The 19,239-nt window shown below is 67.3% G+C and carries 19 protein-coding genes; 16 read left to right on the top strand and 3 right to left on the bottom strand.

The features are described from left to right. Positions 1-153 precede the first annotated feature (153 nt). On the top strand, positions 154-480 hold the full coding sequence (gene cutA / locus ACFWP5_RS11210; protein ID WP_384153749.1) for a divalent-cation tolerance protein CutA: 327 nt from the start codon (positions 154-156) through the stop codon (positions 478-480). A gap of 67 nt (positions 481-547) precedes the next feature. On the opposite strand, the gene ACFWP5_RS11205 is transcribed toward cutA, so the two are convergent. From ACFWP5_RS11205 to ACFWP5_RS11195, 3 genes are all read right to left on the bottom strand, one after another. After that, the gene (locus ACFWP5_RS11205; protein WP_384153746.1) at positions 548-1,789 is read right to left on the bottom strand and encodes a helix-turn-helix transcriptional regulator; all 1,242 of its coding nucleotides are present in this window, start codon (positions 1,787-1,789) and stop codon (positions 548-550) included. Between the two features lie 192 nt (positions 1,790-1,981). Continuing rightward, positions 1,982-3,130: a helix-turn-helix domain-containing protein gene (locus tag ACFWP5_RS11200; RefSeq protein ID WP_384153743.1), complete on the bottom strand. Its 1,149-nt coding sequence runs from the start codon at positions 3,128-3,130 to the stop codon at positions 1,982-1,984. A gap of 21 nt (positions 3,131-3,151) precedes the next feature. Then, entirely contained in the window at positions 3,152-3,571 is a 420-nt protein-coding gene (locus ACFWP5_RS11195) for an NUDIX domain-containing protein (protein WP_384153740.1), read from the bottom strand. A 168-nt stretch (positions 3,572-3,739) separates the two neighbouring features. On the opposite strand from ACFWP5_RS11195, the gene ACFWP5_RS11190 reads away from it, so the two are divergent. The 15 genes from ACFWP5_RS11190 to ACFWP5_RS11120 all read left to right on the top strand — a co-directional run bounded on the left by ACFWP5_RS11190 (position 3,740) and on the right by ACFWP5_RS11120 (position 19,235). Continuing rightward, entirely contained in the window at positions 3,740-4,540 is an 801-nt protein-coding gene (locus ACFWP5_RS11190) for a TauD/TfdA family dioxygenase (RefSeq protein WP_384153737.1), read from the top strand. Further along, complete coding sequence (locus ACFWP5_RS11185) at positions 4,537-5,010, top strand: ATP-binding protein (RefSeq protein WP_384153734.1); 474 nt, start codon at positions 4,537-4,539, stop codon at positions 5,008-5,010. The genes ACFWP5_RS11190 and ACFWP5_RS11185 overlap by 4 nt, the downstream gene beginning before the upstream one ends. Before the next feature lie 192 nt (positions 5,011-5,202). Continuing rightward, entirely contained in the window at positions 5,203-6,408 is a 1,206-nt protein-coding gene (fxlM, locus tag ACFWP5_RS11180; RefSeq protein WP_384153731.1) for a methyltransferase, FxLD system, read from the top strand. Positions 6,409-6,473: 65 nt separating this feature from the next. Then, on the top strand, positions 6,474-6,659 hold the full coding sequence (locus ACFWP5_RS11175) for an FxLD family lanthipeptide (RefSeq protein WP_384153728.1): 186 nt from the start codon (positions 6,474-6,476) through the stop codon (positions 6,657-6,659). A gap of 86 nt (positions 6,660-6,745) precedes the next feature. After that, a complete protein-coding gene (locus tag ACFWP5_RS11170; protein ID WP_384153725.1) occupies positions 6,746-9,649 on the top strand; it encodes a lantibiotic dehydratase in 2,904 nt (967 codons plus the stop codon). Beyond that, entirely contained in the window at positions 9,646-10,890 is a 1,245-nt protein-coding gene (locus ACFWP5_RS11165; RefSeq protein ID WP_384153722.1) for a lanthionine synthetase C family protein, read from the top strand. Before ACFWP5_RS11170 ends, ACFWP5_RS11165 begins: the two co-directional genes overlap by 4 nt. A gap of 21 nt (positions 10,891-10,911) precedes the next feature. Continuing rightward, positions 10,912-11,718, top strand: coding sequence for a thiopeptide-type bacteriocin biosynthesis protein (locus tag ACFWP5_RS11160; RefSeq protein WP_384153719.1), 807 nt, complete (start codon positions 10,912-10,914; stop codon positions 11,716-11,718). Between the two features lie 79 nt (positions 11,719-11,797). Beyond that, on the top strand, positions 11,798-12,847 hold the full coding sequence (locus tag ACFWP5_RS11155; protein WP_384153716.1) for a hypothetical protein: 1,050 nt from the start codon (positions 11,798-11,800) through the stop codon (positions 12,845-12,847). 814 nt (positions 12,848-13,661) lie between these two features. After that, positions 13,662-13,844 (top strand): helix-turn-helix domain-containing protein, encoded by a 183-nt coding sequence (locus ACFWP5_RS11150; RefSeq protein WP_384153713.1) that lies wholly within the window; start codon positions 13,662-13,664, stop codon positions 13,842-13,844. A gap of 37 nt (positions 13,845-13,881) precedes the next feature. Next, positions 13,882-15,027, top strand: a complete 1,146-nt coding sequence (locus tag ACFWP5_RS11145; protein WP_384153710.1) for a tyrosine-type recombinase/integrase — start codon at positions 13,882-13,884, stop codon at positions 15,025-15,027. A gap of 56 nt (positions 15,028-15,083) precedes the next feature. Next, positions 15,084-15,899: an SOS response-associated peptidase gene (locus tag ACFWP5_RS11140; RefSeq protein ID WP_384153707.1), complete on the top strand. Its 816-nt coding sequence runs from the start codon at positions 15,084-15,086 to the stop codon at positions 15,897-15,899. Positions 15,900-15,912: 13 nt separating this feature from the next. After that, positions 15,913-16,539, top strand: a complete 627-nt coding sequence (locus ACFWP5_RS11135; RefSeq protein ID WP_384153704.1) for an alpha/beta family hydrolase — start codon at positions 15,913-15,915, stop codon at positions 16,537-16,539. Positions 16,540-16,810: 271 nt separating this feature from the next. Beyond that, positions 16,811-17,503: an RNA polymerase sigma factor SigR gene (sigR, locus tag ACFWP5_RS11130; RefSeq protein WP_384153701.1), complete on the top strand. Its 693-nt coding sequence runs from the start codon at positions 16,811-16,813 to the stop codon at positions 17,501-17,503. Then, on the top strand, positions 17,500-17,802 hold the full coding sequence (gene rsrA, locus ACFWP5_RS11125) for a mycothiol system anti-sigma-R factor (RefSeq protein ID WP_365305148.1): 303 nt from the start codon (positions 17,500-17,502) through the stop codon (positions 17,800-17,802). The genes sigR and rsrA overlap by 4 nt, the downstream gene beginning before the upstream one ends. A 125-nt stretch (positions 17,803-17,927) precedes the next feature. Further along, on the top strand, positions 17,928-19,235 hold the full coding sequence (locus ACFWP5_RS11120) for an HD-GYP domain-containing protein (protein WP_384153698.1): 1,308 nt from the start codon (positions 17,928-17,930) through the stop codon (positions 19,233-19,235). Positions 19,236-19,239 lie beyond the last annotated feature (4 nt).

Below are 19,239 nucleotides of genomic sequence, written 5' to 3'. Positions count from 1 at the left end.
GCGCACGACTCCATGGTCGCTGAGGCGACGCACTGCCGTCGAACATGCGAGTGGAGTCACCGCAGGCTGCCCGAGGTGAGCCAACTGCTCTGCCGTAGCGAATCAGAGGCTGCTAAGTAGGGTCGTGGTACACGGAGCTGGAGAGGTAGTTGCATGGCCAACGAGATTGTGATTGCGCAGACGACCATCGACGACGAGGACCAGGCAAGGGTGCTGGCACGTGGTGCGATTGAGAGCAAGTTGGCAGCGGGCGTTCACATCGACGCGCCGATCACCGCCGTCTACTGGTGGAAGGACGAGATCGAGACGGCGCAGGAGTGGCGTATCTCGTACATGACGACGGCAGACCGTCTCCCGCAGTTGGAGGCATGGCTCTCCGAGAGGCACCCGTACGACGTTCCTCAGTGGATCACGCTGCCTGTGACCGGCGGGTCTGAGGCGTATCTGTCGTGGGTTGTTGAGGAGACAACACGGGATTGAGGAGCGACGTGCCGTGCGTCGGTGATTGGGTTCCGAGCTTGCCCGTGTACCGATCGAGGGGATCGATTCAGGACGCGAACTGTCGCAAGTGGTGGGCGAGTTCCCGCTCACTGTCGGGGAGCCGCGCGGCGATTTTCGCGGCGCGTTCCTTGCCCATAGTGTTGGGCTTGGCTTGTGACGCGGCCGTGAACTGGCGTGATACATAGACGCCTTGGTCGACGTCGCCTCCGCGCAGCAGGGCCGAGGCGAGATCACCGAGGACGACGACGCCGCCGTCCGGTAGTTCGTCCCCGAGTCGGTCGACGGCGGTGTCGGCCGTGGCGGTGAGTTCGGATCGCCTCAACTGCCCGTACACGGAAAGGGCCAACGAATCCATCCGGTACGGCGTCACGAAGCGGACCCATGCCTGTTCGCTGCTGTGATCCGCGAAGTCATAAGCGAAGCGTGCTCGGTCAAGCACACGCAGCGCCCCTGTCTCGTCGCCGACCGCGGCGGCTTCCTCCGCGTGCCTTCCGAGAACCCAGGCCGCGGCCGTGGCGTTGCCGTGGCCACGCACATCCTGCGATGCCTGAGACAGGAGTTCTAGCTTCCTCTTCGCTGTCGGAGCCCCATAGCTGGCGTAGGTGAGGGCCAACGCTCTGAGGGGAGGATGCCCGGCCTTCGCCGCGCACTCAGTCGTGACGTCGTAATAGGCGTCGGCCTTGTCGTACTCGCCCAAGTCCCAGGCCACCCATCCGGCAAGGGCGGCGGTTTCCCCGGCTGCGATGGTGAGAGCCCGTTCGTGCTCGCCGGCGTGAGGCAGAACTACGGTGATCGCGTCAAGGTGTGACTCAACCGTGCTTTGCAAGCGGCGAGCGCTGAGATTGAGTTCCTGGACGTGCAGGTCAGCAGCTCGGTTGATGAGTGCGATAGCGGCGGGTGCGTCGATGCGGGAGCCCTTGCTGAGAGCGAAGGCGAGCCGTCCCCAAGGCTCGGCAGCCGCGCTTACGCCGATGGCGGCGCTGCCCAGCAGCGTGCGGCGCTTCACGTCGTCCTGGTCCTCCTCTTCACGGACGTTTCCCCTCCTCCGGCGGGCGCGGGCGGCCTTGGCCTCCCGCAGTAGTTCGTCGAAGGGGACGCCGGTGGCCACTGCGATGTGGGCGAGTGTGTGGTTCGTAGGGATGTTCTCGGACTTCTCGTAGCGGGTGATCTCACGTCGGGTCACGGTTTCCCGGCCTGAGGCAGCGTTGATCGCGTCTGCCTGCTGCTCCTGTGTCCGGCCTGCTTCCCTCCGGAGCCGGAGCAACAGTTCGGCGAACGGATCTGTCATGAGTGTGACCTCTGTTGTGGGCGGATTTCAATCATGGCCTCAATTCCCCCCAGGATTTCCCCCCTTGACAGATTTTTCCCCCTCTGGATTCCCCTGGTGGACGGCTTCGCGACGCGGTGCGATGGGCCCATGACCACGTTCCTTAAGTCGAGCGACCGATGCCAGCCGGTGCTGCTCTGGGGCGAGATCAAGTTAGGCGGCCATCTCTTGCCGAATCCGGTCCAGGGCATGGTCTGCGACTTCCCTGATCTCCGGCAGCCGGTAGTCCGCCGCGCGCACGATGCGTTGCAACTGGTGGGGAAGCCGCTGGCGGACTGCTTCGTCGACAGCGGTGTGCAGGGACTGCGCGGCGCTGCCTGGGTCGTCGGCAGCCAGCCGTACTTGGGCCACGGTGATGAGCTCGATCACGCGCCACTGAGGGGCGACGGTAGTCGTCGGTACAGGACTGCCCTGCTCGATCAGCTGTATGGCGATGTCGGTCCTGCCGGTGGCCATCAGCCCTCGCAGACGGATCTCGTGCAGGGCGTAGGGGTTGAACAACGACGTGTGTTCGGTCTCGTCGAGGAGCTGGTTCGTCTCCCGCATCGCCTCGTCGAACAGGGTCTGGTTCCGAAAGGCGCCGGCCGCGCGAGCAAGCAGCGGAAGTACGGCCGCCTTCGCCTCGCGATCGGGTGCGAGGGCAGCCGCGTGCTGGAGTCGGTCAACGGCGGCTCCGTGGAGGCGTGCCTTTCGCAGTTCGTTGCCGTGCATGCGCAGCACATAGGAGGTGAAAGGCGGTTCGCCGAAGTATCGGGCGATGTCGATGCTCTTCGCGGTCCAGTGGGCGGCGGTGCTCAGTCGTTCCTCCGGCAGGACGTTGCCCAGGGCGACGCCGAGGCCGACACGGGCTCGGGCCAGGAGGTGCAGGACGTCGCGTTCCGTGTGCCCCTCCTCCATGCGGGCTTCGAGCCGGGCGACCAGGGGCCACAGCTCGGCGACGGCTTCGGAGGCGTGTCCGGACTGTCGGGCGATCTCGGCGAGGCGGACCGTGGACTCGCCGAACTGGAGCATGGCGCGGTGGTCGGTGTCGGCTGGATCGGTGACGCCGACGACGTGCGGGGGCAGACGCAGCGTCTCGGCGATGTGTCGGCGGGAGCCGATGTCTTCAAGGTTCCGTTTGCCGAGTTCGAGGAGCGAGATGTACGTCTTGTCGTAACCGAGGACCTGTCCGAGTTCGGTCTGGTTCATGCCGTGCACGGTGCGGTGGAAGCGCAGGATGGCGCCGAGGTCGCGCTTGGCGAGGATCGTCTCGGCCTGCGGGGTTGCCCAGTGCCACAAGGTGTGTTGAGGGCGTCGTGCCATCAACCTGCCGTCCATCGTCGGTCACATCCGTGCGTACCAGGCGGAGATGGACTGCTTGTATCCGTCTGGCATGGTCAAGCCGGGCACTTCGTCGGCCGTGAACATGCCCAGTTGTTTGTGCTCGTGGCTCAGCACGGGGGCCATGTCCGGGGTGAGGACGATGCAGCCGTAGGTGACGATCACAACTCGTCGGTCCGGCATGGCCACGGGCAGAGGCTGGTAGATCCACGCGTCCAGGATCGGACCGGCCTTCACCGCCCAGCCAGTCTCCTCCTCGATCTCCCGCTCCACGGTGAACTCTGGTGTGGCATCGGAGAGTTCGAGTCGGCCTCCGGGCAGTTCCCACTCCTCACGTTCGTTCTTCAGCAGCAGTACGCGTCGCTGACCGTCCACGGCGACGCCCTTGACGGAGACGGGCCATGTGGGGGGCGTGTACGCCATCGCTCTCCTCGGATTGAGCGTGCGGCCGGGGGTGTTCGGAACGTAGCACGCGCCCCGTGGCGCGAGAGGGGCATGGGCGAATTGCCCGAGTCGACAATATGTCGCTTTACCGCCGCACCAGCGGCGCCGAACAGTGGAAGCACCGCAGCCCCGCTAAGGAGATCCAGGATGCGCCGAGTCCATCAGCCGTACCCCGATGCCTTCGTGCGCAACCGTATTGACCTTCGGGTGCCGGGCGCGGAAGAAAGGATCGCGGGGCGGCTACGGGAAACGGGCTTGGTCACTGTCGACGGTCTTGCCTCACGCACTGCCGTGCTCGCCTTTGCGACCCGGATCATGAATGTAGTGCCGCACCGCGACAGTGGCCCGGACGGTCTCACCACGATCTGCGACACCCGACGCGACGCGCATCGGGCGGGCTTCGCGGGGTTCAGCAACGGCCCCCTCGATCCGCACACCGAACGCTCCGGTACACCCAATCCGCCCCGTCTGATGCTCCTTGTGTGCGGGCAAGTTGCCGTGACCGGTGGGGAATGCCTACTCACCGATGGGCAGGCCGTGCACTCCGACCTCTTCTCTGGTCATCGGCAGGCCGGCGTTGCCCTGGCGCAACCCCGCACCGCCTTCTTCGGTGCCGGAGATGGCCACCCCACACAGGTATTCACCGTCCACCACGACCTGCGGGTGTCCGTTCGCCTCCGGTTCGACGGGCTGGCGCGCTGGAACCCGATAGTCCAGCCCTACCTCCCGCAACTGCGGGCCGCAGCCATACGCCACCAGGTGCGTCTTCCCCTGGCTCCCGGCCAGGGCTACCTGCTGGATAACGAACGCTGGCTGCACGCACGCAGTGCGTTCACCGGCGATCGGCTCTTCTGGCGGGCCCTTGGGCAGCCCCTGTTTGCCATGCCGCGGGGGTTCATTCCCGCCCACGCCTCCGTCCCCGCACACATGCTCTCGGAGGCAGGATGAGGGCCGAACGAGGCATCACGTTCGCGGTGGGTGCGATGACGTCCAGGGAGTCTGTCACCTTCAGTTCCTCATCCGAGGACCAGGCAGGCGAGTGCAGCTTCAAGGTTGACTTCATCCCGGCTGAGATCCGCGCCGCGCAGATGAGACAAATCACCAGGGACCATCTGAGTCAATGGGACCTGATCACACTGACCGACGACGCCACGCTCGTCGTCTCTGAGTTGGTCACCAACGCCGTCAAACATGGCAAGGGAAGACCGGTCGGACTCAGAGTGCGGCGCTTCGCCGATGAACTTCGCATCGAGGTGACCGACGGCACTCCGACTCCGGCGCGGCTGCGTTCGGCGGGCGTGGCGGACGAAAACGGCCGCGGCCTGTTGCTCGTCGCGGCCGTCGCGCAGGAGTGGGGTGTGAGCCCCGACGGCACGATGACGTGGTGCTCACTGGCGATCCCCGATGAGGCATCGTGATGGTCGCGTTGACGGCTGACGTTGCCGTGCGGTTGCCGAGCTCGCGAGCACCTGATGTTCGTGTCGCATCACTTCGCATCGCGCCTGGCTGCGCGGCGCGTACTCAGCCACGGAAACTGAAGCCCTGACTAGCGTCCTCGGCGTTGCCCAGATCTGAGCCCCACACACCCCTTCGACGAACCAGGTATTCGCATGACCTCAACCGACGCCCCCATCGTTCACGACCCTGACGTACTGCGCGCGAGCATGCTCCGTTCCTTGCGCGAGCAGGATGGAGTCAAGACTGACCGTGTTGCCGCTGCCTTCGCTGCGGTCCCTCGGCACCTGTTCGCGCCTGATGCACCGCTGGAACTCGTGTACGACCTGCACCGGACTGTGCCGGTTAAGAAGGACGAGCACGGCCAGGAGACCAGCGTCATGTCCACGGCCCACCTCCAGGCGGTCATGCTGGAGCAGGCCGAGGTACAGCCCGGCATGAATGTACTGGAGATCGGCTCAGGCGGCGTCAACGCCGCCTATCTACAGGAACTCGTCGGCAGCACGGGCAAGGTCACCAGCGTCGACATCGACCGCGACGTCATCGAACGGGCCCGCCACTGTCTCGATGGCGCGGGCTACAGCCAGGTCCGGACGATGGTGGCCGACGGTGAGAACGGCATGCCCGACGGTGCCCCGTATGACCTGATCATCGTGACCGTAGAAGCATGGGACATTCCCCCAGCGTGGATCAACGGCCTCACCGAGAAGGGCCGGATCGTTGTCCCGCTCTCCATCGTCGGCACAACCCGCTCGATCGCCTTCGATCGTGATGGTGATGACCTGATCAGCCGCTCGTACGGTCTTGCTCACTTCGTGCCTATGCAGGGCGAGGGCGCCGCTGAGGAGCGCAAGGGCTTGCTGCGCCAGGGTATTGCCCTGCAGACCGACGATATGCGGGTCACGTTGGACGTACCGACGTTGAACCGTGCCCTCGACACCCCGAGGGTGGAGCGCTGGTCCGGGGCCGCCTACGACCTCCCCGACGAACTGGAGTTGTTCCTCACGCTGAACCTTCCGAGCCCTGCCCGTCTGTACGCGGCAGAGAGCATCGTCGACAGCGGCCTCATCGAGGCGTCCGCTCTCAAGGGTGTGCCGGCGCTCGTGAGCAGTGACAGTGTCGCTTATCGCACTCGCCGGGAGAACGAGAACACTGGTGGCTTCGAGAGCGGCGTGATCGCTCACGGTCCGCGGGCCGACAGCCTCGCGGACCAGTACGTGACCCTGCTTCGCCGTTGGGCACAGAACCACCGTCGCCGGGGTGCCGCGACCTTTCGCTACCGGCCCGGCCCTGCCCCTGTGGCCCTTCCTCCCGGCACCGTCCTACGACGCCACGGCGTCGTGACGGTGGCCTGGGACTAACAGACTCCCGAGGCCCTGGAGCCTCGGGACCGTGCACCATCACCCACCCCTATGAGGAGGCACCTATGAGTATCCAGATGGAGCGGCCGGTTGCGCCCGCGCAGTCGACCGGAGTGCTGGAAGCGCCCGTCGACGACTTCGAACTCGACGTCGCCATCGTGGAGGGCGGCCCGGCGGCGGACCAACTCATCCGCATGACCAACGACGGATGCAACTCCACGTGTGGCACGGCCTGCACTAGCTGCCCGTAGCAGGAATCCGATCGCGTACATCGCGGTGCCCGGCCGCACCCACTCACGGGTGCGGCCGGGCACCACCCGGCCATAGGAGGGGAATTGTGTACCGCCACGTTGATGCAGCACTGATCCGGGCGGCTACGTGGCAGCCCGACTGGCAGACTGTGTGGCCGGACCTCACCACCAACTCCACGAGTGCTCCATCGCATCAGCGTTGGCTCCAACAGGCTTGGCAGCAGCCCGAGTTCGCCACCGCCGTGGCAGCCGCGAGCCCCGACCTCGCTCGCCAGGTGCAGCAAGTCCTTGCCGGGCAGCCGCTATCGGAAGTAGCCCTGCGCCGCACGGTACTCGCCGTCCTGCGGTACGCGCTGCGCGCTCGAACACGGTCCACCCCGTTCGGGCTGTTCGCCGGGGTTGCATCGGCCCGAATAGGTACGGCGCCCGCGCTCCGCGTGGGGGCCGAGCACCACATCGCCGCCAAGACGGACGCGGCGCACACCAGGGCGCTCGCCGACCGTTTCGAGAAGCACCCCACACTGCGGCCTCACCTGATGCTGCTGACGTCCTCGCTCGCCATTGAGCGAGATGGCCACGTCCTCGTTGAGCACCGCCCCAGCGGTCGGCAGGGTGGTGGCCCCGAGCACGTTCAGGTACGCGTGACCGGACCCGTCCGCGAGGCCCTGGCGGGGGCTCGGATCCCGATCCTGTGGAGCGATCTCGTCGCCAAGCTCGCCACCAGCTACCCCGACGCCCCAGTGACGACGATTGAGAAGATGCTCTCGGGCCTGGTCGAGCTGAGCGTCCTGCTCACGAGCCTCCGCGTGCCGATGACGGTCACCGACCCGCTCGTTGCCATGAACGGCTCCGCACGTCACCTCTCGCCCGCCGAATCGGCCCCGATCCGTGAGGCACCCCGCAGTGTGCTCGACGTGCGGCTGGACTGGGACCTCACCATCCCCGAGAATGTGGCACAAGAAGCAGCTACGGCAGCCCGAGCGCTCCTGCGTCTTGCGCCGCGCTCAGCGCTGACCGGCTGGATTACATGGCATGGCCGGTTCCTGGACAGGTACGGGCCTCGCGCCGTCGTTCCCGTACTGGACGCCATCGACGCCCTCGGCTATCCGCCCGGATTTCTCGGGGCCACCGCCCCGCCGGCTCCCTCTCCGCTGCCCGACCGCGACGCCTACCTCATCAAGCTCGCCCACACCGCCGCCCTGCGACGCCAGTTCGAGGTCGACCTCGACGATGCCGCACTGGAGGCGATCGCCACCAGTGACCCAGCGCACCCTGTCCAGCCGAGCACCGAGCTGACCGTACGCATCGACGCGAGCAGTCTGAGCGCGCTCCAGCAGGGCGAGTTCACGATGCACGTCGTCGGGGTGGCGCGCTCGGCCGGAACGACCGTCGGCCGCTTCCTGGGCATACTGCCCGACCAGGACCAGCGACGGATGCGCGGTGTGTACGCCGCGTTGCCCGGAATTCATCGCGGCGCACTCGTCGCGCAAATCAGCTCCACGCCGCTGTCCCTGCAGGCCGAGAACGTCGCGCGTGCTCCGCAAGTCACCGATCTGGTGGTCACACTCGGCGACTACCAAGCCCCGGACACCGACGTCATTCCGGTGGCGGATCTGGCCGTCACCGCCGACGCCGACCTGCTCCACCTCGTCTCGCTGTCCCGCGACCGGCCGGTGCACACGCTGCTGCTCAACGCCGTGGACCTGGGCCACCACTCCCACCCGCTTGCCCGCTTCCTCACCGAGGCACCCGCCGCACTGGCCGTCCCCTGTACGGGATTCATGTGGGGCACCGCGGCCTCCAACCTCCCGTTCCTGCCCGCCCTGCGCCACGGCCGCACCATCCTGTCCCCGGCTCGATGGCTCCTTACCGGCGACGACCTGCCCGCCGCGCTGGCATCGTGGCCGAAGTGGGACCAGGCGTTGACCCGCTGGCGCCGCGACGTCGCGCTGCCCGAGCACGTGTACCTCAGTGAAGCCGATCAGGCCATGGCCTTGGACCTGGCCGAGCCGTCCCACCGGGCCCTGCTGCGGGCCCACCTGGACCGCGACGGCCGCGTGGTCCTGCGGGCCGCTCCCCGCCCGCAAGACCTGAGTTGGACCGGAGGGCGCGCACACGAGATCGTCATCCCCCTGGCCGCAGACCAAGGCGTCGCGCCGGTCCGCAGGGCCGGGCCGGTGCTGCACCGTGAGCATGGCCACCTGCCCGGAAGCGACGAACACCTCTACGTTCAGCTTCACGGGCACCGTGGCCGGCAGGACCCGATCCTGCTCCGCGACCTGCCGACCCTCATTGACGAACTGGACGACCCTGACTGGTGGTTCATCCGGTACCCGTCCCCGGACGACCACCTTCGCCTGCGGCTGAGCTGTACCCCCGGCAGTGTTGGCGCCGCATTCGAGCGTGTCGGCGCGTGGACCCGACACCTGCGCCGCCGCGGTTTGATCACCCACGCCAGCGTCGAGACGTACCACCCGGAAACCGCCCGGTTCGGCGGCCCTGGAGCGATCGGGGCTGCCGAAGGGTTCTTCGCCGCCGACTCAGCCGCAGCCGTGGCCCAACTCGCAGCCCAGGCTGACAATGGCATGCCCGATGCCCGCGCGGTCACCGCCGCGAGCATGGTCGCCATCCTCACGGGCCTGCTCGGCGACCGCGACGAGGCGATGCGTTGGCTCATCGAGCACACCCGCACCAGTCCGGACGCTCCACCCCGAACCGTGTACCGCCAGGCCATCGAGCTCGTAAACGACCCGGCTGCGGACCTGGGTCAGGAGATCGTCGCGGCCTGGGCAGCGCGGGACGCAGCACTCGCCGACTACCGGCAGGCGCTTGCCGCCTCGGCGCTCAGCCTCAGCGACGTGCTGCCCGACTTGCTGCACCTGCATCACGTGCGGATGCGCGGGCCGGGGCTGACCGAGGAACGTACCCACCTTCACCTGGCCAGAGCTGCCGCGCTGAGCTGGTCGGCACGAGCAAGGAGATCCGCGTGATCACGACAGCCTCCGCCCCTACCGCGCTGTCGACCGCCGACAAACTGGCCGATGCCCTGGCCGACCCTGACAGCGTGTGGCCCAACGGCCGCCCCGACGGTGGTCGGTCTTGGCCCCAGTCGCTCGCGGGGGGCGCCTCGGGTATCGCCCTGCTGCACGTCGAACGCGCCCGCACAGGTCACGGCGACTGGGACACCGCGCACACTTGGCTGACCGCATCACTGCACGGCGAGATCAGCGCCGCCGCGAATGCCAACCTGTTCTTCGGCGCCCCCGCGCTCGCCTTCCTCGTGCACCGCGCTGCGAGTGCATCGAGCCGCTACCTCCGGGTCCTCGACCGCCTGGACGCGGCCACCATCACCGTCACGCGTAAGCGCCTGGCCGAAGCCCACCGCCGGATGGACCGTGCCGGGCGGCCTCCGATGGAGGAATTCGACCTGATCCAAGGGCTGTCCGGGCTCGGCGCTTACCACCTGAGCCGACATCCCCGCCACGAGATCACCCACGACGTGCTCGCCTACCTGGTACGTCTCACCGAGCACCGGCCCGGTGGATCGGGGCTGCCGCCGTGGTGGATGGACGTGGGGCCCACGGGTGCACCCCACCCGAACTACCCAAGTGGACACGGGAACTTCGGACTCGCTCATGGCATCGGATCGGCGCTCGCCGTCCTGTCGCAGGCGGTGCTGCACGGCCTGACCACGCCGGGCCTTTCCCTGGCGGTCGAGCGGATCTGTGCCTGGACGGACCGTTGGCGTCACGGTGACGAAGCCTCGCCCTGGTGGCCGGGGTACATCACCGCCCTGCAGGCGGCCGAGCAGTACGTCCACCCGGACCTGCAGCCCCGCCCGTCCTGGTGCTACGGGGTCAGCGGCACCGCTCGTGCTCAGCAGCTCGCCGGGCTCGCCCTCGGTGACCGAGCTCGCGTACAGGCCGCTGAGGGCGCGATCCTCGCGGCCCTACGTGATCCGCTCCAACAGGCCAAACTTCCCGAGATCGGGCTGTGCCACGGCATGGCCGGGCTGCTGCACGCCGCCTGGCGGATGTACAGGGAGACGGACAATCCCGAGATCGTTCTTGAACTGCCGCAGATGGCCGCGCGGTTGATCAGCGCGCTCGAACAGGACAACCACTCGCCGGAACTTCTAGACGGGACGGCCGGCGCCGCGCTCGCCCTGCACACCCTCGGCACGGGTCGTGCTCCAGCCCCGCACTGGGACACCTTCCTCGCTCTGGCGTGAACACCCCCGAAGGACCACCTCATGAACACACCGGCCTGGTGCCAGATCAACGTCGCATTCCCAGACTGGGAACGTGCCGAGACCACCGCGTTGACCCGTCTCTCGCCACTCCTGCTGGCTGCGGAAGACCACGGTGCCCTCACTGCGTGGTTCGTCATCCGCAAGCACCCCTGCTGGCGTATCCGCTACCTGGCCGCTCCGGGCGGGCAGGAGTACATCGGCAACGGCCTCGACCAGTTGATCGCTGAGGAATACATCAAGGGCTGGACCGAGATCGTCTACGAGCCCGAGGTCCACGCCTTCGGCGGCGACGAGTCCATGGCCTCCGCTCACCGCTTCTTCCACCGCGACAGCCGCGGCCTCGTCAGTTTTCTCCGCACGGACGCCGCCCGGCACCGGCACGAGACCTCGCTCATGCTGTGCAGCCTCATGATGCGCTCCGCCCACCTGGACTGGTACGAGCAAGGCGACGTCTGGTCCCGCGTCGCCGTCCACCGCCGACCTGAGAGCGGCACCGGGCCGCGCGAACCCGGCCAACTCCACGCTGCTGTCCGCCGGTTAGTCACCGTGAACCCGGAGTACGCGTTGCGGCCGAACGGGCCGCTGGTCCACGCAGTCGACTGGTCCCGGGCCTACGCCGAAGCGGGCTCTGAGCTGGCCCGCCTCAACGAGGCTGGGGCCCTCCACCGGGGGCTTCGGGACGTACTGGCTCATCACATGATCTTTGCTTGGAACCGGATCGGTCTGCCTTACGCCACACAGGCCACCCTCGCGACCGCCCTTAAGGCCGTGATCTTCGGGCCGGACACAGCCGCCGAGGGGAGGTAGAGGGATCGTGTGGAATCTCCCTGACGTCACCGCCCAACGTTTCCCGCTCGTCGCCCGCCCGAGGCCCGCCTGTCTGCCCTTGGCCCGACGCGTCAAAACTCTGGTCGACCTGGCCGACGCCGCGCAGCGACGGAGCGACCTGAACGTGGCCTCAACCGTGTGCAACCAGGCGGCCCTGATCGCGTCCGACACCGGCGACGCGGACACGGCTCGCACCATGTGCCGACAGCACGCCATCGCCTACCTGCACGCCGCGCCGCTTTCCGCCCGGGACGCCGTCCGCGCCCTGGAACCCGTGATCAATCTCGTTCGCCTCCAACTCCGCGATGGACAAAGCCACGTTGGGCACCAGCAATTTCAGGCCCTCTTCGACGCCATCACCGCAGGCAGGGCCACCACCATCGAGGGCATCACCGTCCCGTACGACCTCGTGGCCACCGATCAGGCCCGCCGGGACGTCCGCACGTGGCTCTGGACGGTCCTGCTCGCCGACGGAACGCGCGCCTTAACCAGCGCCGGCCGCTGGGGCGAGGCACTGTCCCATATTCAGCGGCACCGCGGTCTCGGACAACGGATGCTCGACGGCCGCCAGGTCGCGATCGTCGCCGCTCTAGCCAGTACGGACACTGCACACGCCAACTACCTCCTGACGCACACCGTGCCTGGCGAGGCGTGGGAAGGCGCGGTCACGGACGCTCTGACCGTCTTGTGTCTTCGCGTTGCAGGGCAGCCGTGTTGGCGTCCTTTGCAGGACCTCACGGCCGCCTACATCGAACTGCCGAGCCCCGATGGGTTGGCCTCGTTCCACACGAGGCTGGGGCTTGTCTTCCTCGACCTGGTCGATTCACCGACGGCCCCAGCCGCGCGGCAGATCGTCGCCTGCTTGTGCCGACGGGCGATTGAAGCAGCAGACGGCTACGCCGCACGCGACGCCCTTGCCCACCCTCTGACCAAGAACCTGGCAAGCGGCGACGACGTGAAGGAGTGCCAGCGTCTCCTCAACTCATGTGCGCTCCGGGCCGGAGCGCTTCCCGACGACGTGGGCGCCCAACTTGGCGAAGTCATGGGCAAGAGCACCCGCGTGATCCTGGAGTCGATCGGCCGACCGATCGCGTTGAGGGCTGACTGATACCGACCATATAGAGGATCCGCTGCCCGAGTTGCGTGGTTAGCCTCGCGCTCTCGCGTGCCCAGCAGACTCGGGGGTCTTCGTGATGTAGCTGATCTTACGGCGTAAGCTCATTGTTGCCTTCCGGTGGAAGTCCGGTCCGGGTAGCTTCCAGAAGGCCCTGTATCAGACTGGCAGCGTCGGCTTGTGGTCTCTGGACATCCCAGAACGCCCCATAGCTGTCCCCAGCAGTGACTCCCTGCCTGATGAGTGCTTGCTTCGGGCCACTCCCGTACGCGCAGGGCAGAGCGAGGGCCAGCCGGGGCCTTCAGCTCACGGCAGACGAGAAAGAGCCCCAAAGGACTGGAACCTTGCCTCAGGTTCATGTCAACGTACAACGTCCCCGAAGCACTAGGTCCGTGAAGTTCCCTGTGTGAGTGCGCAACATAGCCGACGATCGCCGGTTGGCCAAACCGGCGATCGTGACGACCATTGGGGGTATTCGCGGCGGCTGTGCTTGGCGGTGGAGCCGTTGTGGGTCCAGGCGGTAGTGCCGCAATAAGCAAGGAGGTAAGTAGCGGCCCTCGTCTGCGGCTTCCCTGAATTCGGCAGCCCCGCTGAAAGACAGCGATATCCAGGTCGGGTGGCGTGGAATTTTTGGTGTTGCCGATCCCGATCTGTCGCTCTGTGCGCTCCGTCCCAAGGAACTCCATCTGATGTGCCGATCTGCGATACCCCCTACTCACTTTAGTCCCCGGTTGGCAATCCCCTCTGGTTTGCTCGCCGAATCCGTGTTTCTCCGGGATTCCACCGAGGTAAACGAGCGGATGGTGCTATGACCACCGGGGGGAGTAATCGGCTGCTGACCCCGGAGGAAGTGGCTGCATGGCTCAAGGTCAGCGAGATCACCATCAAGAACAAGTACCGCGCGTGGGGGCTCAAGCCTCAGAAAGTCGGGCGCCTCCTGCGCTTCCGAGAGCGCGATGTCGTGACCTACCTGGACCGCAACTACGGGTGAGCTTGTCGCTCAGTGCCCAAAACTGAAAGGAGGCCACTTGGCCACCGTCTTCCAGAAGTGCAAGACCGACGATAGGAATAAGCGCTATCCGTGCGAGAAGACAAGATGCGGCCACCCCTGGACGGTGAGATTCCGCGAGCCGGGCGGTCGCTCCGGACGTCAACGTGAGAAGTCCTTCCCCACTCGCCGAGAGGCTGACTCTCACGGCGTGAACATGGAGGGCGCCAAGCTCGACGGAACGTACATCGACCTGAAGCGTGGCGCCGTCCCGATCCGCGTGTACGCGACCGAGTGGCTCGAACGTCAGCACCTGGCCGCGAACACGTACGGCACGTACGAGCGAGCCTTCCGGCTACATGTCTTCCCGTTTATGGGCGGTCGGCTGCTGACGTCCATCCGGCCCTCCGATATAGAGGCACTCGGCAAGGAGATGACGGACGGCGGCCTGTCGGCATACTCCGTGCAGGCGTACATAACACCCCTCAAGGCGGTATACACCGCAGCGCTGCACAATGGCGATATAGGGCGCCACCCGTTCGTCGGCGCCAAGCTGCCGACGCTTCCGCGGCGAGTGATGGACGAGACGCTCCTCCCCTCGGGAGGTCAAGTGCAGGACATCGCGGACGAGTTCCGAAGCGAGTGGGCGCTCTCTGTGTGGCTCATGGCGGGCTGCGGGCTCCGCACCGGGGAGATGCTCGGGCTGCGCGTCGGTGACGTCCTAGACGACCGCATAAGGCTGCGCAGGCAGGTCACCCGCGTCAAGGGGACCGTGGGTGCCGTGCTTGGCCCGTTGAAACATCGGGAAGAAGGCGAATGGCGGGATACCCCCCTACCCATGAACCTGTCCGACGCCGTGGGCGACCACGTGGCCCGTCACGGCACGGGCCCCTCGGGGTCCCTGTTCCGGAACATCACCGGCACTTTGGTCACGACCTCGGACTATTCGACTCAGTTCCGTAAGGTGGTCAAGACCCTGGGCTACGAGTGGTCGCCCCATGATCTTCGCCACTGGTTCGCGACGACCGCTCTCAGCAAGGGTCTGCCACTGTTGGATGTATCCAGATGGCTTGGTCACGCGAGCATCAAGGAGACGGCGGACACATACGGACACCTCACCCCGGACTCCACTAGCCGGGCCGTTGAGGTGATGAATGAGGCGTTGAACCAGCACCGTGCTGACTAGGTGCTGACTCGGGCCGCGTTATCTGGCGTTTTCACAGGTCGGAGGGGCTGTTTGAGATGTGCGGACGGTATGCAGCGAGTCGTGGGCCCGAGGATCTCGCAGGAGTCTTTGAGATCGAGAAGTGGGAGCCCGAGGAGGCTTTGGCCCCCGACTACAACGTGGCCCCGACCAAAGAGGTGTATGCAGTCCTCGACCGTCCACTTAAGGACGCGGACAGCCCGAAGCCGGTTCGTCAGCTGCGCCGGCTCAAGTGGGGGCTCGTTCCTTCCTGGTCGAAGACGCCCGAGGGCGGTGCGCGGATGATCAACGCCCGCGCGGAGACCGTGCACGAGAAGCCGTCGTACCGTCGCGCCTTCGCGGCCCGGCGCTGCGTCATTCCCGCCGACGGCTACTACGAGTGGGTCACCGCCAAGGACGAGCGGGAGCTGGAGGTCGAGGGCAGGAAGAAGCGGCAGCGCAAGCAGCCGTACTTCGTGCTCCCCGCCGACGGGTCGGTCTTCGCGATGGCCGGGCTGTACGAGTTCTGGCGGGACAAGACCCTGCCCGACGACCATCCGCTGGCCTGGTGGGTCACCTGCTCGGTGATCACGACCGAGGCGGAGACGACCCCGCTGGCGGTCGCGCCGGACGAGGGGCCGCACGCGCTGGCCGACATCCATCCCCGGATGCCCCTGATGCTCACCCCGGACCGCTGGGACTCCTGGCTCGACCCCTCCCGCACCGACCCGGACGACCTGCGCGAGCTGCTCGCCCCGCCGCCCGCCGGGCTGCTGCGCGCCTACCCGGTGTCCACGGCCGTCAGCAACGTCCGCAACAACGGACCGGAGCTGCTGAAGGAACTGGAAGGCCCTGAAGAAGGCACACTTTTCTGATGTGACTTCTGATGTGAGCGAGATCATTGAGACCGACGCGGGTACGGCCCGCATCACCTGGCACACGGCCAAGAAGGCGCGGCTCGTCCTCGCCGTGAGCCATGGCGCCGGTGGTGGTGTCGACGCCCGGGATCTGCAGGCACTCGCGGCCGTCCTTCCCGGGCACGGCGTCACCGTCGCGCTCGTCGAGCAGCCGTGGCGGGTCGCCGGGAAGAAGGTGGCGCCCGCGCCCAAGACGCTCGACGTGGGATGGCGGGGGATCTGGGCGGCCGTCGCGAAGCCGGGTCTGCCGGTGGTCTCCGGGGGCCGTAGCGCCGGAGCCCGCGTGGCCTGTCGTACGGCGACCGAGCTGGGCGCCGCCGCCGTCCTCGCCCTGAGCTTCCCGCTGCACCCGCCGGGCAAGCCGGAGAAGTCCCGGGCCGGCGAACTGCTCGGCGCCGGGGTGCCCACACTCGTCGTGCAGGGCGGGAACGACCCCTTCGGGAAACCGGCGGAGTTCCCCGAGGGAACCTTCGAGCTGGTCGAGGTGCCGTACGGCGATCATGGTTTCGCCGTGCCCAAGCGGGCGGAGATCGGGCAGGAGGAGGCCCTGGAGATCATCACGGGGCGCGTGGTGGAGTGGACTCGAACACTGGGGTAAGGCGTGGGAATGCTGAGCCCCTTACCACTGTTGAGGCGGACAGAAGCGCTGAACAAGAAGACCGGCGCCGACGTCGTGGATTCGTCGAAGAGAGGAAGTCCGCCGCATGGGTTCGACCTTCTGCCCGAGCCGCAACAGCCGCACTGACCTGGACTGGACTGTGCTGCGTGCGGCCAAGGCCACCCCTATTGGGGCGGCGGGCGGACCGGATCGTCGTCTATCCTCCGATTCTGGTGGCATCGGCTTCGGTGCTGCCCGGAATCTTGAGGAGGTGGGTCCGGTTCCCGGTACCGACGCAGGGACCGAACACGGCCAGGCGGAGCAGCCCGAGGGCCAGGGCACGAGCGAGGTCACACCGGAATCGACCTCGGAGCGCAGCGCGCGCTTCGAGCGGGACGCGCTCGAATTCCTCGACCAGATGTACTCGGCCGCGCTGCGCATGACGCGAAACCCGGCCGACGCCGAGGACCTGGTGCAGGAGACGTACGCGAAGGCGTACGCGTCCTTCCACCAGTTCCGCGAGGGCACCAACCTCAAGGCGTGGCTGTACCGGATTCTCACCAACACGTTCATCAACTCGTACCGCAAGAAGCAGCGTGAACCCCAGCGCTCCGCGGCCGAGGAGATCGAGGACTGGCAGCTCGCGCGTGCCGAGTCGCACATGTCGACCGGTCTGCGCTCCGCCGAGTCGCAGGCGCTCGACCACCTGCCCGACTCGGACGTGAAGGAAGCGCTCCAGGCGATCCCCGAGGAATTCCGCATCGCCGTCTATCTCGCGGACGTCGAGGGCTTTGCGTACAAGGAGATCGCGGACATCATGGGGACACCCATCGGTACGGTGATGTCCCGGCTGCACCGGGGCCGCCGTCAACTGCGCGGCATGCTCGAGGACTACGCGCGTGACCGCGGACTGGTCCCGGCCGGTGCCGGAGAGTCGGACGAAGCGAAAGGCTCGGGCTCATGAGCTGCGGAGAGCCGCACGAAACGGACTGCAGTGAGGTCCTCGACCATCTCTACGAGTTCCTCGACAGTGAGATGCCGGACGTGGACCGCGCCAAGTTCAAGCAGCACTTCACGGAGTGCTCGCCGTGCCTGGAGAAGTACGGGCTCGAAGAGGCTGTGAAGAAGCTGGTCAAGCGGTGCTGCGGTCGTGACGACGTGCCGACCGACCTGCGGGCCAAGGTCCTGGGCCGGCTCGATCTGATCCGTTCCGGGCAGGCCGTGCCCGAGCACGACCTGACGGCCGCCCCCCAGGAATCCTGACCGTTTCCTGAACGGGCGATCGTCACTCGAACGTGCTAATCCGCGGGTGATACGCCCGCGACCCTCCCCCGACCGCCCTAGGCTCCTCGGCCTGGACAGGCATGGTCGGGGGAAGGGCGTCAGCCATGGAGGCGACACCGGCACGGGCACGTGCGTACGTCGTCTGTGTCGTCCTCGGCGCCCTGTGCTGTCTGCTTCCGCTGCCGACCGTCCACCCACCCTGGTGGGCGGTCGCGCTGCTGGCCGCGCTCTACGCCGGCTGCGAGCAGGTCGCCCGGCGCCGGTTCGCCGGCACCTTCTACCCCGTGCTGCTCGCCGCGGCCTTCCTCCTGCCGCCGCCCGCCGCCGCGCTCGTACCGCTGCCGGGGGCCCTGTTCTCCCGCGTCGAGCAGGGCTCGCCCTGGCTGCGGCGCAGCTGGCGGGCCGCGCAGCTCGCGCTGGGCGTCTGGGCGGCGGGACGCGTGCACTGGGCGCTGGGCGGGCGCAACGCCGTCGTCGCGTCCGACTTCCCGTACGCGCTGGTGCCCGCCCTGGCCGCCGTCCTCGCCTTCTGTCTGGTCCTCACCGTGCTCGACGGCGGGATTCTCGCGCTGGCCGAGCGGATGCCCGTACGACGGGCCTGGCGAGGGCTGTTTCTACGGTCCCTGGCGCCCATCGGGGTGCACGGGTTCGCCGGGCTGATGATGGCCGTGCTGTGGCGCAGTCCCTACGGCCCCGTCGCCGCGCTGCTCGTGCTGCTGCCGATGGGGGTGTCCTGGTGGGTGTTCGCCCAGTACCACCAGGAACGCGCCGCCCATCAGGCCACCATCCGCGCCCTCGTCCAGGCCGTCGACATCAAGGACGGGTACACCCGCGGGCACAGTGAGCGGGTCGGGCAGGCGTCGATGATGATCGCGCGGGAACTCGGCATGGACGACTCACGCGTCGAGGTGCTCCGCTTCGCCGGGATCCTGCACGACGTGGGGAAGCTGGGCGTCCCCACGCGGTTGCTGCGCAAGGACGGGCCGCTGACTCCCGAGGAGCGGCGGGTGATCGAACTGCATCCCGAGTACGGGCACGAGATGGTGCGGGGCATCGGTTTTCTGGGAGAGGCCCGTGCGGCTGTCCTGCACCACCACGAACGGCTGGACGGGAGCGGGTATCCGTACGGGCTGTTGGGGAGCCAGATCCCGGAGTCCGCGCGGGTAGTCGCCGTGGCCGATGCCTTCGACGCGATGACGTCCACGAGGTCCTACCGGAGGGCTCGGCCGGTGTCTGTCGCCCTTGAGGAACTGTCGCGCTGTGCCGGTACGCAGTTCGACCCGCTGATGGTTCGGGCGTTGGTGCGGGCCCTCGGGCGGTGCGGGTGGCATCCGGCAGTCACTGCTGACGAGGTCCAGTCGTCCATTGTCTTCCCACCCAGCCCGACCGTTTCCAGTGGGATGAGGGGCTGACGAC

The organism is Streptomyces sp. NPDC058469 (genome assembly GCF_042721125.1).
Lineage (GTDB): Bacteria > Actinomycetota > Actinomycetes > Streptomycetales > Streptomycetaceae > Streptomyces.
Note: the sequence above shows the minus strand (reverse complement) of the source record. Positions and strands in the feature narration are given on the sequence as shown.

Bases quoted from the DNA above. Each gene is read 5' to 3' on its own strand.
- ACFWP5_RS11205 (WP_384153746.1), bottom strand. From the start codon at position 1,789: ATGACAGATCCGTTCGCCGAACTGTTGCTCCGGCTCCGGAGGGAAGCA.
- fxlM (WP_384153731.1), top strand. From the start codon at position 5,203: ATGACCTCAACCGACGCCCCCATCGTTCACGACCCTGACGTACTGCGC.
- ACFWP5_RS11150 (WP_384153713.1), top strand. From the start codon at position 13,662: ATGACCACCGGGGGGAGTAATCGGCTGCTGACCCCGGAGGAAGTGGCT.
- ACFWP5_RS11185 (WP_384153734.1), top strand. From the start codon at position 4,537: ATGAGGGCCGAACGAGGCATCACGTTCGCGGTGGGTGCGATGACGTCC.
- ACFWP5_RS11190 (WP_384153737.1), top strand. From the start codon at position 3,740: ATGCGCCGAGTCCATCAGCCGTACCCCGATGCCTTCGTGCGCAACCGT.
- ACFWP5_RS11160 (WP_384153719.1), top strand. From the start codon at position 10,912: ATGAACACACCGGCCTGGTGCCAGATCAACGTCGCATTCCCAGACTGG.
- ACFWP5_RS11175 (WP_384153728.1), top strand. From the start codon at position 6,474: ATGAGTATCCAGATGGAGCGGCCGGTTGCGCCCGCGCAGTCGACCGGA.
- cutA (WP_384153749.1), top strand. From the start codon at position 154: ATGGCCAACGAGATTGTGATTGCGCAGACGACCATCGACGACGAGGAC.
- ACFWP5_RS11195 (WP_384153740.1), bottom strand. From the start codon at position 3,571: ATGGCGTACACGCCCCCCACATGGCCCGTCTCCGTCAAGGGCGTCGCC.
- rsrA (WP_365305148.1), top strand. From the start codon at position 17,500: ATGAGCTGCGGAGAGCCGCACGAAACGGACTGCAGTGAGGTCCTCGAC.
- ACFWP5_RS11200 (WP_384153743.1), bottom strand. From the start codon at position 3,130: ATGGCACGACGCCCTCAACACACCTTGTGGCACTGGGCAACCCCGCAG.
- ACFWP5_RS11120 (WP_384153698.1), top strand. From the start codon at position 17,928: ATGGAGGCGACACCGGCACGGGCACGTGCGTACGTCGTCTGTGTCGTC.
- ACFWP5_RS11140 (WP_384153707.1), top strand. From the start codon at position 15,084: ATGTGCGGACGGTATGCAGCGAGTCGTGGGCCCGAGGATCTCGCAGGA.